The organism is Streptomyces lydicus (assembly GCF_000717345.1).
GTDB lineage: Bacteria > Actinomycetota > Actinomycetes > Streptomycetales > Streptomycetaceae > Streptomyces > Streptomyces lydicus.
Genome location: NZ_JNZA01000036.1, coordinates 124600 through 139365, shown reverse-complemented (window position 1 = coordinate 139365; position 14766 = coordinate 124600). Strand labels below are relative to the sequence as shown.

13 protein-coding genes are annotated in these 14766 nt (G+C 70.4%); 10 read left to right on the top strand and 3 right to left on the bottom strand.

Translation table 11 applies throughout. The features are described 5' to 3' along the window. Positions 1-143: 143 nt before the first annotated feature. The 10 genes from uvrC to pgi all read left to right on the top strand — a co-directional run bounded on the left by uvrC (position 144) and on the right by pgi (position 11312). Positions 144-2213 carry an excinuclease ABC subunit UvrC gene (gene uvrC / locus OO62_RS28930; RefSeq protein ID WP_033270587.1) on the top strand — a complete coding sequence of 690 codons (2070 nt, stop codon included), beginning with the start codon at positions 144-146 and terminating at the stop codon, positions 2211-2213. Next, a complete protein-coding gene (rapZ, locus tag OO62_RS28925) occupies positions 2210-3163 on the top strand; it encodes an RNase adapter RapZ (protein ID WP_078617405.1) in 954 nt (317 codons plus the stop codon). The genes uvrC and rapZ overlap by 4 nt, the downstream gene beginning before the upstream one ends. Beyond that, a complete protein-coding gene (locus OO62_RS28920; protein WP_033270572.1) occupies positions 3160-4221 on the top strand; it encodes a gluconeogenesis factor YvcK family protein in 1062 nt (353 codons plus the stop codon). The genes rapZ and OO62_RS28920 overlap by 4 nt, the downstream gene beginning before the upstream one ends. Continuing rightward, positions 4212-5201, top strand: a complete 990-nt coding sequence (gene whiA, locus OO62_RS28915) for a DNA-binding protein WhiA (RefSeq protein WP_018091880.1) — start codon at positions 4212-4214, stop codon at positions 5199-5201. The genes OO62_RS28920 and whiA overlap by 10 nt, the downstream gene beginning before the upstream one ends. 223 nt (positions 5202-5424) lie before the next feature. Beyond that, positions 5425-6429, top strand: a complete 1005-nt coding sequence (gene gap / locus OO62_RS28910; RefSeq protein ID WP_033270571.1) for a type I glyceraldehyde-3-phosphate dehydrogenase — start codon at positions 5425-5427, stop codon at positions 6427-6429. Between the two features lie 114 nt (positions 6430-6543). Continuing rightward, complete coding sequence (locus OO62_RS28905) at positions 6544-7746, top strand: phosphoglycerate kinase (RefSeq protein WP_033270570.1); 1203 nt, start codon at positions 6544-6546, stop codon at positions 7744-7746. A 39-nt stretch (positions 7747-7785) separates the two neighbouring features. Beyond that, positions 7786-8541, top strand: coding sequence for a triose-phosphate isomerase (gene tpiA, locus OO62_RS28900; RefSeq protein ID WP_033270586.1), 756 nt, complete (start codon positions 7786-7788; stop codon positions 8539-8541). Between the two features lie 140 nt (positions 8542-8681). Next, positions 8682-8918, top strand: coding sequence for a preprotein translocase subunit SecG (gene secG, locus OO62_RS28895; protein ID WP_030411885.1), 237 nt, complete (start codon positions 8682-8684; stop codon positions 8916-8918). A gap of 154 nt (positions 8919-9072) precedes the next feature. Beyond that, complete coding sequence (locus OO62_RS28890; protein WP_016578660.1) at positions 9073-9408, top strand: RNA polymerase-binding protein RbpA; 336 nt, start codon at positions 9073-9075, stop codon at positions 9406-9408. Positions 9409-9650: 242 nt separating this feature from the next. Next, positions 9651-11312 carry a glucose-6-phosphate isomerase gene (gene pgi / locus OO62_RS28885; RefSeq protein ID WP_206738487.1) on the top strand — a complete coding sequence of 554 codons (1662 nt, stop codon included), beginning with the start codon at positions 9651-9653 and terminating at the stop codon, positions 11310-11312. An 82-nt stretch (positions 11313-11394) separates the two neighbouring features. On the opposite strand, the gene pgl is transcribed toward pgi, so the two are convergent. Genes pgl through zwf form a run of 3 tightly spaced genes read right to left on the bottom strand, consistent with a single transcriptional unit; the run spans position 11395 to position 14764 of the window. After that, positions 11395-12177, bottom strand: a complete 783-nt coding sequence (pgl, locus tag OO62_RS28880; RefSeq protein WP_033270569.1) for a 6-phosphogluconolactonase — start codon at positions 12175-12177, stop codon at positions 11395-11397. Beyond that, positions 12174-13235: a glucose-6-phosphate dehydrogenase assembly protein OpcA gene (opcA, locus tag OO62_RS28875; RefSeq protein ID WP_033270568.1), complete on the bottom strand. Its 1062-nt coding sequence runs from the start codon at positions 13233-13235 to the stop codon at positions 12174-12176. The genes pgl and opcA overlap by 4 nt, the downstream gene beginning before the upstream one ends. Then, positions 13232-14764 carry a glucose-6-phosphate dehydrogenase gene (zwf, locus tag OO62_RS28870; RefSeq protein ID WP_033270567.1) on the bottom strand — a complete coding sequence of 511 codons (1533 nt, stop codon included), beginning with the start codon at positions 14762-14764 and terminating at the stop codon, positions 13232-13234. Before zwf ends, opcA begins: the two co-directional genes overlap by 4 nt. Between the last annotated feature and the right edge of the window lie 2 nt (positions 14765-14766).

Below are 14766 nucleotides of genomic sequence, written 5' to 3'. Positions count from 1 at the left end.
GGGGTTCGGGGGTGGGGGGAGTCACCCGCGGCCGTTCACCGGCCACCGCACTCGCAGCCCCCACCCCGCCGTCCGCCCACCCGCACGCCTCGGCAACGGTCCGGAAACCGTGATTGTCGGTGGCGGTCAGTAGGGTGGTGTTCATGGCAGACCCCAGCAGCTACCGACCCAAGCCGGGACAGATCCCCGACTCGCCGGGGGTCTATAAGTTCCGCGACGAACACGGCCGTGTCATCTACGTGGGCAAGGCCAAGAGCCTGCGCCAGCGCCTGGCCAACTACTTCCAGGACCTGGCCGGTCTCCACCCGCGTACCCGCACGATGGTCACCACCGCCGCCTCCGTGGAGTGGACCGTCGTCACCACCGAGGTCGAGGCGCTCCAGCTCGAATACAGCTGGATCAAGGAGTTCGACCCCCGCTTCAACGTCAAGTACCGCGACGACAAGAGCTATCCGTACCTCGCGGTGACCCTCAACGAAGAGTTCCCGCGCGTCCAGGTCATGCGCGGCGCCAAGAAGAAGGGCGTGCGCTACTTCGGCCCGTACGCCCACGCCTGGGCCATCCGCGAGACCGTCGACCTGATGCTCCGCGTCTTCCCCGTACGCACCTGCTCCGCCGGTGTGTTCAAGCGTTCCGCCCAGATCGGCCGCCCCTGCCTGCTGGGCTACATCGGCAAGTGCTCCGCCCCCTGCGTCGGCCGGATCTCCGCCGAGGAGCACCGCGAACTGGCCGAGGAGTTCTGCGACTTCATGGCCGGCCGCACCGGCGCCTACCTCCGCCGCCTGGAGCGCCGCATGCAGGAAGCCGCCGAGGAGATGGAGTACGAGCGCGCCGCCCGGCTGCGGGACGACATAGGCGCGCTCAAGCGGGCCATGGAGAAGAGCGCCGTGGTCCTGGCCGACGCCACCGACGCCGACCTGATCGCGGTCGCCGAGGACGAGCTCGAAGCCGCCGTCCAGATCTTCCACGTCCGCGGCGGCCGGGTGCGCGGCCAGCGCGGCTGGGTCACCGACAAGGTCGAGGCCGTCACCACCGGTGGCCTCGTCGAACACGCCCTCCAGCAGCTGTACGGCGAGGAGCGGGGCGACGCCGTCCCCAAGGAGGTCCTGGTCCCGGCGCTGCCCGAGCCCGTCGAACCGGTCGCGCAGTGGCTCTCCCAGCGCCGCGGTTCCCAGGTCTCGCTGCGCATACCGCAGCGCGGCGACAAGAAGGACCTGATGGCCACGGTCGGCCGCAACGCCCAGCAGGCGCTGGCGCTGCACAAGACCAAGCGCGCCTCCGACCTGACCACCCGCTCCCGCGCCCTGGAGGAGATCGCCGAGGCCCTCGGTCTGGACTCGGTCCCGCTGCGCATCGAGTGCTTCGACATCTCCCACCTCCAGGGCGAGGACGTGGTCGCCTCGATGGTGGTGTTCGAGGACGGGCTCGTCCGGAAGAGCGAATACCGCCGCTTCCAGATCAAGGGCTTCGAGGGCCAGGACGATGTCCGGTCCATGCACGAGGTCATCGGCCGCCGCTTCAAGCGCTATCTCCAGGAGAAGCAGAAGTCGGGGGAGTGGACGGAGGAGCCCGACGGCGGGACCGCCGCCCCGGTGGACGGGGTGCTGACCGCCGCCGGGGAGCCGGACCGGGCCGACGGCCGCCCCGTCGACGACGACGGCCGCCCCAAGCGGTTCGCCTACCCTCCCCAGCTCGTGGTCGTCGACGGCGGTGCCCCGCAGGTCGCGGCCGCCCGCCGGGCCCTGGACGAGCTCGGCATCGACGACGTCGCGGTGTGCGGTCTGGCCAAGCGCCTCGAAGAGGTCTGGCTGCCCACGGAGGACGACCCGGTGGTGCTGCCCCGCAGCAGCGAGGGCCTCTACCTCCTCCAGCGGGTCCGCGACGAGGCGCACCGCTTCGCGATCACCTACCAGCGCAACAAGCGCAGCAAGCGGCTGAAGTCCTCGCCGCTCGACGCCGTACCGGGCCTGGGCGACACCCGCCGCCAGGCACTCCTCAAGCACTTCGGTTCGTTGAAGAAGCTGCGCGCCGCGACGGTCGACGAGATCTGCGAGGTCCCGGGCGTGGGCCGCAAGACCGCCGAGACGGTCGCCGCGGCGCTGGCCGGGGCGGCACCGTCCGCTCCTGCGGTGAACACCGCCACAGGAGAGATCATTGAGGATGACGGGGCCCCACCGGCCGCGTTGTCGGCAGAACGGGGGCAGGAACGATGAGTACAGAGCGCGAACCGCAGGAAACCGAGAGAGACGGTGCACAGGTGAGTACGGGCACGATGCGCGAGTCCGAACCGGGAGAGAGCGCGGCGATCCCCGAGCTGGTGATCATCTCCGGGATGTCCGGCGCCGGCCGCAGCACGGCCGCGAAGTGCCTGGAGGACCTCGGCTGGTTCGTCGTCGACAACATCCCGCCCGAGCTGATCCCCCCGATGGTCGAGCTGGGCGCCCGCTCGCAGGGCAACGTCGCCCGCATCGCGGTCGTCGTCGACGTCCGCGGCCGCCGCTTCTTCGCCAACCTCAAGGAGTCGCTGGCCACCCTGGACGCGCAGAACGTCAAGCGCCGCATCGTCTTCCTGGAGTCCTCCGACGAGGCCCTGGTGCGCCGCTTCGAGTCGGTGCGCCGCCCGCACCCCCTCCAGGGCGACGGCCGGATCGTCGACGGCATCGCCGCCGAGCGCGATCTGCTGCGCGAGCTGCGCGGCGACGCCGACCTGGTCATCGACACCTCCAGCCTCAACGTCCATGAGCTGCGCGCCAAGATGGACGCCCAGTTCGCCGGCGAAGAGGTCCCCGAGCTGCGCGCCACGGTCATGTCCTTCGGCTTCAAGTACGGCCTGCCGGTCGACGCCGACATGGTCATCGACTGCCGCTTCATCCCCAACCCGCACTGGGTCCCCGAGCTGCGCCCCTTCACCGGCCTGAACGACGAGGTCTCCAACTACGTCTTCAGCCAGCCCGGATCCAAGGAGTTCCTCGACGGCTACGCCGAGCTGCTGCGGATCGTCGCGGAGGGCTACCGCCGTGAGGGCAAGCGCTATGTGACCATCGCCGTGGGCTGCACGGGCGGCAAGCACCGCAGTGTCGCGATGTCCGAGAAGCTCGCCCGCCGCCTGGTCTCCGAAGGAGTGGAAACGGTCGTCGTCCACCGGGACATGGGGCGCGAGTGACCGGCCGTACCCCGCGGCTCCGCCGGGTTCGCAGATTCGTTCCCAGCGTCCGTACGACGAGGGGCGCCACGCCCAAGGTGGTGGCGCTCGGCGGCGGCATGGGCCTGTCCGCCTCGCTCGCCGCGCTGCGCCGCATCACCGGCGACCTGACCGCCGTCGTCACGGTCGCCGACGACGGCGGCTCCAGCGGCCGGCTCCGTGACGAGCTGGGCGTGCTGCCGCCCGGCGATCTCCGTAAGGCGCTGGCCGCGCTGTGCGGCGACGACGACTGGGGCCAGACCTGGTCCCGGGTGATCCAGCACCGCTTCCAGAGCGAGGGCGAGCTGCACGACCACGCGGTCGGCAACCTGCTGATCGTCGCCCTGTGGGAGCAGCTCGGTGACCACGTCCAGGCGCTCGACCTGGTCGGCAAGCTGCTCGGCGCGCAGGGCCGGGTGCTGCCGATGTCGGCGGTGCCCCTGGAGCTCCAGGCGCAGGTCAGGGGCCATGACCCGGAGCGCCCCGACGACGTCTCCACGGTCCGCGGCCAGGCCACCGTCGCGCTCACCCGCGGCGAGGTGCAGTCCGTGCACGTCGTTCCGGAGGAGCCGCCGGCCGTTCCGGAGGCGGTCGCCGCGGTGCGGGACGCCGACTGGGTGGTGCTCGGTCCCGGCTCGTGGTTCTCGTCGGTGATCCCGCATCTGCTCGTGCCCGAGCTGCGCGAGGCGCTGGAGGAGACCAAGGCCCGGAAGGTCCTCTCGCTCAACCTCGCGCCACAACCGGGCGAAACCGATGGCTTCTCCCCGCAGCGTCATTTGGAGGTTTTGGCCCGACACGCCCCTAAACTCGCCTTCGACGTGGTGCTGGCCGACAGGGCCGCCGTGCCCGACATCGAAGGTCTGACGGTTGCCGCCAAGCAACTCGTCGGCAGCGAGGTCGAGCTGGCGGCAGTCGCGGCACAAGGAGACGACGCCCGGTCGAGTGCCGGGGGAGCCCCCGACCGGCACGACCCGGAGCTGCTGGCAGCCGCGTACGACCGTATTTTTCGGATGCATGGAAGGATCGGCCCATGGCGATGACGGCTGCGGTGAAGGATGAGATCTCCCGGCTCCCCGTCACCCGGACCTGCTGCCGGAAGTCGGAGGTCTCGTCGATCCTGCGGTTCGCGGGAGGTCTGCACCTGGTCAGCGGACGCATTGTGATCGAGGCGGAGCTGGACACGGGCATCGCGGCCCGCCGGCTGCGCAAGGACATCCTGGAGATCTTCGGGCACAGCTCCGACCTGGTGGTGATGGCCCCCGGCGGCCTGCGGCGCGGCAGCCGCTACGTCGTACGGGTGGTGGCCGGCGGCGACCAGCTCGCCCGGCAGACCGGCCTGGTCGACGGCCGGGGCCGGCCCATCCGCGGCCTGCCACCGCAGGTGGTCTCCGGTGCGACCTGCGACGCCGAGGCGGCGTGGCGCGGCGCGTTCCTGGCCCACGGTTCGCTCACCGAGCCCGGCCGCTCCTCCTCGCTGGAGGTCACCTGCCCCGGCCCGGAGGCGGCGCTCGCGCTGGTCGGCGCGGCGCGCCGGCTCGGCATCGGCGCCAAGGCCCGCGAGGTGCGCGGCGTGGACCGCGTTGTCGTCCGTGACGGTGACGCGATCGGCGCGCTGCTGACGCGGCTGGGCGCCCACGAGTCGGTGCTCGCCTGGGAGGAGCGGCGGATGCGCCGCGAGGTCCGGGCCACCGCCAACCGCCTGGCCAACTTCGACGACGCCAACCTCCGCCGCTCGGCGCGCGCCGCGGTCGCCGCGGGCGCCCGGGTCCAGCGGGCCCTGGAGATCCTCGGCGAGGAGGTCCCCGAACACCTCGCGGCGGCCGGCCGGCTGCGCATGGAGCACAAGCAGGCGTCCCTGGAGGAGCTGGGCGCGCTCGCCGACCCGCCGCTGACCAAGGACGCCGTCGCCGGCCGGATCCGCCGCCTGCTGGCGATGGCCGACAAGCGCGCCCAGGACCTGGGCATCCCCGGTACGGAGTCCAACCTCACCGAGGAGCTCGCCGAGGGCATGGTCGGCTGACCTCACCCTCCTCATCCGTCCTCCCCGCCCCCGGTGCCGCGCGCGCACCGGGGGCGGTTCGGCATGCACCGGCTCCCGGTTGAAAGCGCTCATCTGAGAAGCATGGAGCGCGTTTTGTCAATGTCACGTACGTCTCGTATAGGGGGTAGGGTCGGAGGCGGTCGGGGACATCCCATACAGCTCGCCGGTGTCTTTACCGGCGTACCAACGAGGAGATCGGTTCGTGACGATCCGCGTAGGCATCAACGGATTCGGCCGCATTGGTCGCAACTACTTCCGCGCGCTCCTGGAGCAGGGTGCGGACATCGAGATCGTCGGTGTCAACGACCTGACCGACAACGCCACCCTGGTCCACCTGCTGAAGTACGACACCATTCTGGGTCGCCTCAAGCAGGACGTCAGCCACACCGACGACACCATCACGGTCGGCAACCAGACCTTCAAGACGATGGCCGAGCGCGACCCGGCCAACCTCCCCTGGGCAGAGCTGGGCGCCGACATCGTCGTCGAGTCGACCGGCATCTTCACCAAGCGCGAGGACGCCGCGAAGCACCTCGCCGCCGGCGCCAAGAAGGTCCTGATCTCCGCGCCCGCCAAGGACGAGGACATCACGATCGTGATGGGCGTCAACAACGACAAGTACGACGCGGCCCAGCACCACGTCATCTCCAACGCCTCCTGCACCACCAACTGTGTGGCGCCGATGGCGAAGGTCCTCGACGAGAACTTCGGCATCGTCAAGGGCCTGATGACGACGGTCCACGCGTACACCAACGACCAGCGCATCCTGGACTTCCCGCACAAGGACCTGCGTCGCGCCCGTGCCGCCGCGGAGAACATCATCCCGACCTCGACGGGTGCCGCGAAGGCCACCGCCCTGGTCCTCCCGCAGCTGAAGGGCAAGCTGGACGGCATCGCCATGCGCGTGCCGGTCCCCACCGGCTCGGTCACCGACCTGGTGCTGGAGCTCAGCCGCGAGGTCACCCGGAACGAGATCAACGAGGCGTTCCAGAAGGCCGCCGAGGGTCAGCTCAAGGGCATCCTCGAGTACACCGAGGACCCGATCGTCTCCTCGGACATCGTCAACTGGCCGGCCTCCTGCACCTTCGACTCCTCCCTGACGATGGCGCAGGGCGCGCAGGTCAAGGTCGTCGGCTGGTACGACAACGAGTGGGGCTACTCCAACCGCCTGGTGGACCTGACCACCTTCGTCGGCGGCCAGCTCTGATATCTCTGCCTGGTACCCGAGGCACCGAGATGTGAGGACGGGGCTCGTACGGCGCGAGGAAGCGCCGTACGGGCCCCGTGCCACGACCGAACCAAGCGACGGAGTCAACTCCTCATGAAGACGATCGACGACCTTCAGGTAGCAGGGCGGCGGGTCTTTGTCCGCGCCGACCTGAACGTGCCGCTGGACGGCACCACCATCACCGACGACGGCCGGATCCGCGCCGTCGCCCCGACGATCGCCAAGCTCGTCGAGCGCGGCGCCAAGGTGATCGTCGCCTCCCACCTGGGCCGTCCCAAGGGCGCCCCGGACCCGGCGTTCTCGCTGGCTCCCGCGGCGCGGCGGCTGGGCGAAATCCTGGGCCAGGACGTGGCGTTCGCGACCGACACGGTCGGCGAGTCCGCCCGGTCGGTGACCGCGGGTCTGACCGACGGTCAGGTGGCGGTGCTGGAGAACCTCCGCTTCAACGCGGGCGAGACCAGCAAGGACGACGCCGAGCGGGGCGCCTTCGCCGACCAGCTCGCCGCCCTCGCGGAGCTGTACGTGGGCGACGGCTTCGGTGCCGTGCACCGCAAGCACGCCTCCGTCTACGACCTCCCCCAGCGCCTTCCGCACGCCGCCGGCGACCTGATCGCCACCGAGGTCGGCGTCCTGAAGAAGCTCACCCAGGACGTCAAGCGCCCCTACGTGGTCGCGCTCGGCGGCGCCAAGGTCTCCGACAAGCTCGCCGTCATCGACCAGCTGATCGAGAAGGCCGACCGCATCCTGGTCGGCGGCGGTATGGCGTACACCTTCCTCAAGGCCAAGGGCCACGAGGTGGGCATCTCGCTGCTCCAGGAGGACCAGGTCCCCGCCTGCCTGGAATACCTGGCGCGCGCCGAGAAGCGCGGTGTGGAGTTCGTGCTCCCCGTCGACGTACTGGTTTCGGCCGAGTTCCCCGACCTGAAGACCAAGGCCCCGGCCCACCCCGACATCGTCGCCGCGGACGCCATCCCGGCCGACAAGGAGGGCCTGGACATCGGCCCGAAGACCCGCGAGCTCTACGCCTCGAAGCTGGCCGACGCGGCCACGGTGTTCTGGAACGGCCCGATGGGCGTCTTCGAGCACCCTGACTACGCCGGCGGCACCAAGGCCGTCGCGCAGGCCCTGCTGGACTCGGACGCCTTCACCGTCGTCGGCGGCGGTGACAGTGCCGCCGCGGTCCGGCTGCTCGGCTTCGACGAGAATGCTTTCGGCCACATCTCGACCGGTGGTGGCGCCAGCCTCGAATACCTCGAGGGCAAGACGCTCCCCGGCCTCGCCGCACTGGAGGACTGAAACACCGTGACTGCTCTCAGCAACGGCCGCACCCCGCTGATGGCGGGCAACTGGAAGATGAACCTCAACCACCTCGAGGCCATCGCGCACGTCCAGAAGCTCGCCTTCGCCCTCGCCGACAAGGACTTCGACGCCGTCGAGGTCGCGGTGCTGCCGCCCTTCACCGACCTGCGCTCGGTGCAGACCCTGGTCGACGGCGACAAGCTCAAGATCAAGTACGGTGCGCAGGACCTCTCCGCGCACGACGCCGGTGCCTACACCGGTGAGATCTCCGGCGCCATGCTCGCCAAGCTGAAGTGCACGTTCGTGGCCGTCGGCCACAGCGAGCGCCGCCAGTACCACGGCGAGGACGAAGAGGTCTGCAACGCCAAGGTCAAGGCCGCTTTCCGGCACGGCCTCACGCCGATCCTCTGCGTCGGTGAGGGCCTGGACGTCCGCAAGGCCGGCAACCAGGTCGCGCACACCCTCGCCCAGCTCGACGGCGGCCTCAAGGACGTCCCGGCCGAGCAGGCAGAGACCATCGTGATCGCCTACGAGCCGGTCTGGGCCATCGGCACCGGCGAGGTCGCCACCCCCGAGGACGCGCAGGAGGTCTGCGGTGCGATCCGCGGCCGCCTCGCCGAGCTCTACAGTCAGGATCTGGCCGACAAGGTCCGCATCCAGTACGGCGGCTCGGTCAAGTCCGGCAACGTCGCCGCGATCATGGCGCAGCCGGACGTCGACGGCGCGCTGATCGGTGGCGCGGCGCTGGACGCGGACGAGTTTGTGAAGATCGTCCGTTTCCGCGACCAGTAGCAGCTATGACGAGGGCGAGCCCTCGTCGTACCCTGTCGGGGCCGGGACCGGTGCAGCAGCGCCGTCCCCGGCCCCGCACCATTTGTTCATATGTCTTGACCCATACGTCCGTCCGTCAGTCCTAGAGAGTTGGTCCAGCCGTGGTCATCGGGTTCTCGATCGCCCTCATCGTCTTCAGCCTGCTGCTGATGATGCTGGTGCTCATGCACAAGGGGAAGGGCGGCGGCCTCTCCGACATGTTCGGCGGCGGTATGCAGTCCTCGGTCGGTGGCTCCTCGGTCGCCGAGCGCAACCTGGACCGCATCACCATTGTGATCGGTCTGCTGTGGTTTGCCTGCATCGTCGTCCTCGGCGTCCTGATGAAGCTCGGCAGCTGACATACCGTCGGATGCGCGGCCTATCATGAGGGCGGCGTCCTTGGACGGGTAACTCCGGTCACTGGACGCGCGTTGGGCCTTACGTAGACTGTGGCGTTCCGCAGCGCAGTTGCTGTGAAGGCTTTGCAGCACCATTACGCAGGGAGTTACGACCGTGGCAAGTGGCAACGCGATCCGAGGAAGTCGGGTCGGGGCGGGGCCGATGGGGGAGGCCGAGCGCGGCGAGTCCGCGCCGCGCATCCGCATCTCCTTCTGGTGCTCCAACGGGCACGAGACGCAGCCCAGCTTCGCCGGCGATGCGCAGGTTCCGGACACCTGGGACTGCCCGCGCTGTGGTTTCCCGGCCGGCAAGGACCGGGACAGCCCGCCGGACCCGCCGCGCACCGAGCCGTACAAGACCCACCTCGCCTACGTCCGGGAGCGCCGCAGCGACGCCGACGGTGAGGCGATCCTCGCGGAGGCGCTCGCCAAGCTCCGCGGTGAGATCTGACGGACCTGTGACACACCGGCCGGCCCGGCCGGAGGGAGAGCCCCCTCCGGCCGGGCCGGCCGGTTTTTCCGCCTCCGGGGGCCGCGCCGACACCTGTTCTTCGGATGCCCGACAGCGCGTCGTCCGACAGCGGACAGATACCTTCCCCCACTCTCGGCTTCGCTCGAGTGGGAGGTGCTCCCACCGCGCGCTGATCAATTAGGTTGGGAGCTGGCGGGGCCGGTACGAGATGAAGAAGGCTGATGTCCGAGATGAACGCAGAAGGCCGCAGCAGGCTCGACCAGATGCCTGAGTGGACCGCACTGGGCAAGCACCGGGAGCAGATGGGGGAGGTGCATCTGCGTGAGCTGTTCGAGCAGGACCCGGGGCGCGCCGAGCGGTACACCCTCCTGGTCGGCGATCTGCACCTGGACTACTCCAAGCACCTGGTCACCGACGAGACGCTGCGGCTGCTGGGCGACCTGGCCGCGGCGACGGGCGTGGCCGAGCTGCGGGACGCGATGTTCCGCGGCGACAAGATCAACAACACCGAGCAGCGGTCCGTGCTGCACACCGCACTGCGCGCGCCGGGCTCGGCGGTCGTCAAGAGCGACGGGGAGAACGTCGTCCCCGCGGTGCAGGCCGTCCTGACGAAGATGGGCATCTTCTCCGACCGGGTCCGCTCCGGCGACTGGAAGGGGCACACCGGCAAGCGCATCAAGACGGTCGTCAACATCGGCATCGGCGGTTCGGACCTGGGCCCGGCGATGGCGTACGAGGCGCTGCGCGCCTACAGCCACCGGGACATGCAGTTCCGCTTCGTCTCCAACGTCGACGGTGCCGATCTGCACGAGGCGGTGCGCGATCTGGACCCTGCCGAGACGCTGTTCATCATCGCCTCGAAGACCTTCACCACCATCGAGACCATCACCAACGCCACCTCCGCGCGCGACTGGCTGCTCACCGGTCTGCGGGCAGGCAACGATGCTGTCGCCAAGCACTTCGTGGCGCTGTCGACCAACGCCGAGAAGGTGGCGGAGTTCGGCATCAACCCGGACAACATGTTCGAGTTCTGGGACTGGGTCGGCGGTCGCTACTCCTACGACTCCGCGATCGGCCTGTCGCTGATGATCGCGATCGGCCACGAGCACTTCCGCGAGATGCTGGCCGGCTTCCACCTCGTCGACGAGCACTTCCGGACCGCGCCCCCGCACGAGAACGCCCCGCTGCTGATGGGCCTGCTCGGCATCTGGTACGGCAACTTCTGGGACGCCCAGTCGCACGCGGTGCTGCCCTACAGCCACTACCTCTCCAAGTTCACCGCGTATCTCCAGCAGCTGGACATGGAGTCCAACGGCAAGTCGGTCGACCGCGACGGCAACCCGGTCCGCTGGCAGACCGGTCCGGTCGTCTGGGGCACGCCCGGCACCAACGGCCAGCACGCCTATTACCAGCTGCTCCACCAGGGCACGAAGATGATCCCGGCCGACTTCGTCGGGTTCGCCCGGCCGGTCCCCGACCTGCTGCCGGGCCTGGTCCCCCAGCACGACCTGCTGATGGCCAACTTCTTCGCGCAGAGCCAGGCGCTGGCCTTCGGCAAGACGCCGGACGAGGTGCGCGCCGAGGGGGTGCCCGAGGAGCTCGTGCCGCACAAGACCTTCAAGGGCAACCACCCCACGACCACGATCCTGGCCGAGGAGCTCAGCCCGTCCGTGCTGGGCCAGTTGGTCGCACTCTACGAGCACAAGGTGTTCGTCCAGGGCGCGGTGTGGAACATCGACTCCTTCGACCAGTGGGGCGTGGAGCTGGGCAAGGTCCTGGCCAAGAGGATCGAGCCGGCCCTGACCGAGGGCGCCGACGTGCCCGGGCTGGACGCCTCGACGGCCGGCCTGGTCGGCAAGTACCGGGCGCTGCGCGGGCGTTGATCCCCGGCACCCCGGTTCGCCCCGCAACGCCGCGCGGCCCCGCCCTCCTTCGGGAGGGCGGGGCCGCGCGGGTGATGACGGGTCAGGCCGAGGCCGGCGGGTAGAGCCCGCGCGGCAGCTGGGCCGCCGCCGCCTCGTCCAGGAGCCACAGGGTCCGGCTGCGGCCCCGGGCGCCGGCCGCCGGGGCCTGGACTTCGCCGGCGCCGGAGAGCGCGATGGCCACCGCGTTGGCCTTGTCCTCGCCGGCCGCCAGCAGCCACACCTCCCGTGCCGCGCGGATCGCGGGCAGGGTGAGCGAGATGCGGGTGGGCGGCGGCTTCGGTGCGCCGTGCACGCCCACCACCGTCCGCTCCGTCTCGTAGACGGCGGGCAGCTCCGGGAAGAGCGAGGCGACATGGGTGTCCGGGCCGACGCCCAGCAGCAGGACGTCGAAGGACGGGACCGCGGCGTGGTCCTCGGGACCGGCCGCCGCGGCGAGTTCGAGGGCGTACGCCTCGGCCGCCGCGTCCGCGTCGTTCCCGAACCGGCCGCCGGCCGGCTCCATCGGGTGCACTCGCGCCGGGTCCAGCGGCACGCTGTCCAGCAGCGCCTCGCGCGCCTGGGTGTGGTTGCGGTCCGGGTGCCCCTCGGGCAGGAACCGCTCGTCCCCCCACCACAGGTCGAGCCGGGACCAGTCCACCGCGTCCCGGGCGGGCGCCTCGGCGAGGGCCGCGAGCAGCCCGTTGCCGTTGCGCCCGCCGGTGAGGACGACGGAGGCGGCACCGCGGGCGGCCTGGGCGTCCACGATCTTCGTGATCAGCCGGGCCGCCGCCGCCTTGGCCATCAGCTCCTTGTCGCGGTGGACGACGACCTGCGGAGCACTCACTTCGCGGCCGCCTTCTTGGCGGGCTTGGCGCCCGCCTTCTTCGCCGCGGGCTTGTCCTGCGCGTCCCCGGAGTCCCCGGAGGCGCCCGAGCCGCCGTCCGTCGCCGGCTCCGGTGCGGCGGACTGTCCGCCGGCGGTGCGCAGCCGCTCCACGCCGTACCTCAGGGTCGCGGCGTAGATGTCGTCCGGGTCGAGCCGGCGCAGCTCCTCGGCGAGCAGCTCCGCGGTGTCCCGGCGCTTGAGCGCCACCGCACGGTCCGGCTGGTTGGGCATGGAGAGCGTGGCCAGCGTGGCTTCCGGGCGGTCCAGCACGATCGAGCCACCGTCGGACTCCAGCCGGGCGGCGGTCAGGCCGGGGCCGGCCGACACCTTGCGGGTGACCGGGACGTTCAGCCGGCTGCCCAGCCACATGCCGAGCAGCTCGCAGCTGGGGTTGAACTCCTCGCCCTCGACCTCGGCCGAGGCCACCGTGCACGGGGCCTGGTCGAGCGCCGCCGCCAGCATCGAACGCCACGGCGTGATGCGCGCCCACGCCAGGTCGGTGTCGCCCGGCGTGTACGTCTCCGCGCGGGCGAGCAGCTCCCGGATGGGGTCCTCGGCGGCGTAGGCGTCGGTGACCCGGCGCTGGGCCAGCGCGCCGAGCGGGTCCTTGGCCGGGTTCAGCGGGGCGTTGACCGCCCACCAGACCACGACCGGGGCGTCCGGCAGCAGCAGCGGCAGCACCACGGACTGGGCGTGGTCGATGACCTCGCCGTACAGCCGCAGCAGCACCGTCTCGCCGGTGCCCGCCTCCGTGCCGACCCGCACCTCGGCGTCCAGGCGGGCCTTGGCGCGGTCGCGCGGCGACCGGCTGACCCGCTTGATGACGACGAGGGTGCGCGAGGGGTGCTCGCGCGACGCCTCGTTGGCCGCCTTCAGGGCGTCATAGGCGTTCTCCTCGTCGGTGACGATGACGAGGGTGAGCACCATGCCGCTGGTGGGGGTGCCGACGGCCCGGCGGCCCTCCACGAGCGCCTTGTTGATCTTGCTGGAGGTGGTTTCCGTCAGATCGATCTTCATGGCCGACGCCAGCTCCGTCCGTCTCGTGCGAGCATTTCGTCCGCCTCGGCCGGGCCCCAGGTGCCCGCCGGGTACTGCGCGGGCTTGCCGTGCTTCTCCCAGTACTCCTCGATCGGGTCGAGGATCTTCCAGGACAGCTCGACCTCCTCCACCCGCGGGAAGAGGTTGGCGTCACCCAGCAGGACGTCGAGGATCAGCCGCTCGTACGCCTCGGGGCTGGACTCCGTGAAGGACTCGCCGTACGCGAAGTCCATCGAGACGTCCCGGACCTCCATCGAGGTGCCGGGCACCTTCGAACCGAAGCGCACGGTCACGCCCTCGTCCGGCTGCACCCGGATGACCAGGGCGTTCTGCCCCAGCTCTTCGGTGGCGGTGTGGTCGAAGGGGGAGTGCGGGGCCCGCTGGAAGACCACCGCGATCTCGGTGACCCGGCGGCCCAGCCGCTTGCCGGTGCGCAGGTAGAAGGGGACGCCCGCCCAGCGGCGGTTGTCGATCGACAGCTTGATCGCGGCGTAGGTGTCGGTCGTCGACTTGGGGTTGATGCCCTCTTCCTCGAGGTAGCCGACGGCCTTCTCGCCGCCCTGCCAGCCACCCGTGTACTGCGCGCGGACCGTCTCCTTGCCGAGGTCCTTGGGCAGCCGGACGGCGCCCAGCACCTTGGTCTTCTCGGCGACCAGGGAGTGCGCCTCGAAGGACGCGGGCTCCTCCATCGTGGTCAGCGCGAGCAGCTGGAGCAGGTGGTTCTGGATGACGTCACGGGCGGCGCCGATGCCGTCGTAGTAGCCGGCCCGGCCGCCGATGCCGATGTCCTCGGCCATCGTGATCTGGACGTGGTCGACGTAGCTGCGGTTCCACAGCGGCTCGAACATCGTGTTGGCGAACCGCAGCGCCAGGATGTTCTGGACCGTCTCCTTGCCCAGGTAGTGGTCGATCCGGAAGACCTCGTTGGGCGGGAAGACCTCGTGGACGATCCGGTTGAGCTCCTGCGCGCTCTCCAGGTCGTGCCCGAACGGCTTCTCGATGACCGCGCGGCGCCAGGAGCCCTCCTGCTGGTCGGCCAGCCCGTGCTTCTTGAGCTGCTGGACGACGGTGGGGAAGAACTTCGGCGGCACGGACAGGTAGAAGGCGAAGTTGCCGCCGGTGCCCTGGGCCTTGTCGAGCTCGTTGATGGTGCTCTTGAGGCGCTCGAAGGCGTCGTCGTCGTCGAAGGTGCCCTGCACGAAGCGGCAGCCCTGGACCAGCTGCTGCCAGACCTCTTCGCGGAACGGCGTACGGGAGTGCTGCTTGACCGCCTCGTACACCTCCTGCGCGAAGTCCTCGTGCTCCCACTCGCGACGGGCGAAGCCGACGAGGGAGAAACCCGGCGGGAGCAGTCCGCGGTTGGCCAGGTCGTAGACGGCGGGCATCAGCTTTTTACGGGACAAATCGCCCGTGACACCGAAGATGACCAGGCCCGACGGCCCCGCGATGCGCGGGAGCCGTCGGTCTGCGGGGTCACGAAGCGGGTTCGCTCCATGAACAGCGGTCAAGG

Excerpts from the sequence above, each read along its gene's own strand:
- uvrC (WP_033270587.1), top strand. The coding sequence starts at position 144 with ATGGCAGACCCCAGCAGCTACCGACCCAAGCCGGGACAGATCCCCGAC.
- rapZ (WP_078617405.1), top strand. The coding sequence starts at position 2,210 with ATGAGTACAGAGCGCGAACCGCAGGAAACCGAGAGAGACGGTGCACAG.
- whiA (WP_018091880.1), top strand. The coding sequence starts at position 4,212 with ATGGCGATGACGGCTGCGGTGAAGGATGAGATCTCCCGGCTCCCCGTC.
- OO62_RS28905 (WP_033270570.1), top strand. The coding sequence starts at position 6,544 with ATGAAGACGATCGACGACCTTCAGGTAGCAGGGCGGCGGGTCTTTGTC.
- tpiA (WP_033270586.1), top strand. The coding sequence starts at position 7,786 with ATGGCGGGCAACTGGAAGATGAACCTCAACCACCTCGAGGCCATCGCG.
- pgi (WP_206738487.1), top strand. The coding sequence starts at position 9,651 with ATGTCCGAGATGAACGCAGAAGGCCGCAGCAGGCTCGACCAGATGCCT.
- opcA (WP_033270568.1), bottom strand. The coding sequence starts at position 13,235 with ATGAAGATCGATCTGACGGAAACCACCTCCAGCAAGATCAACAAGGCG.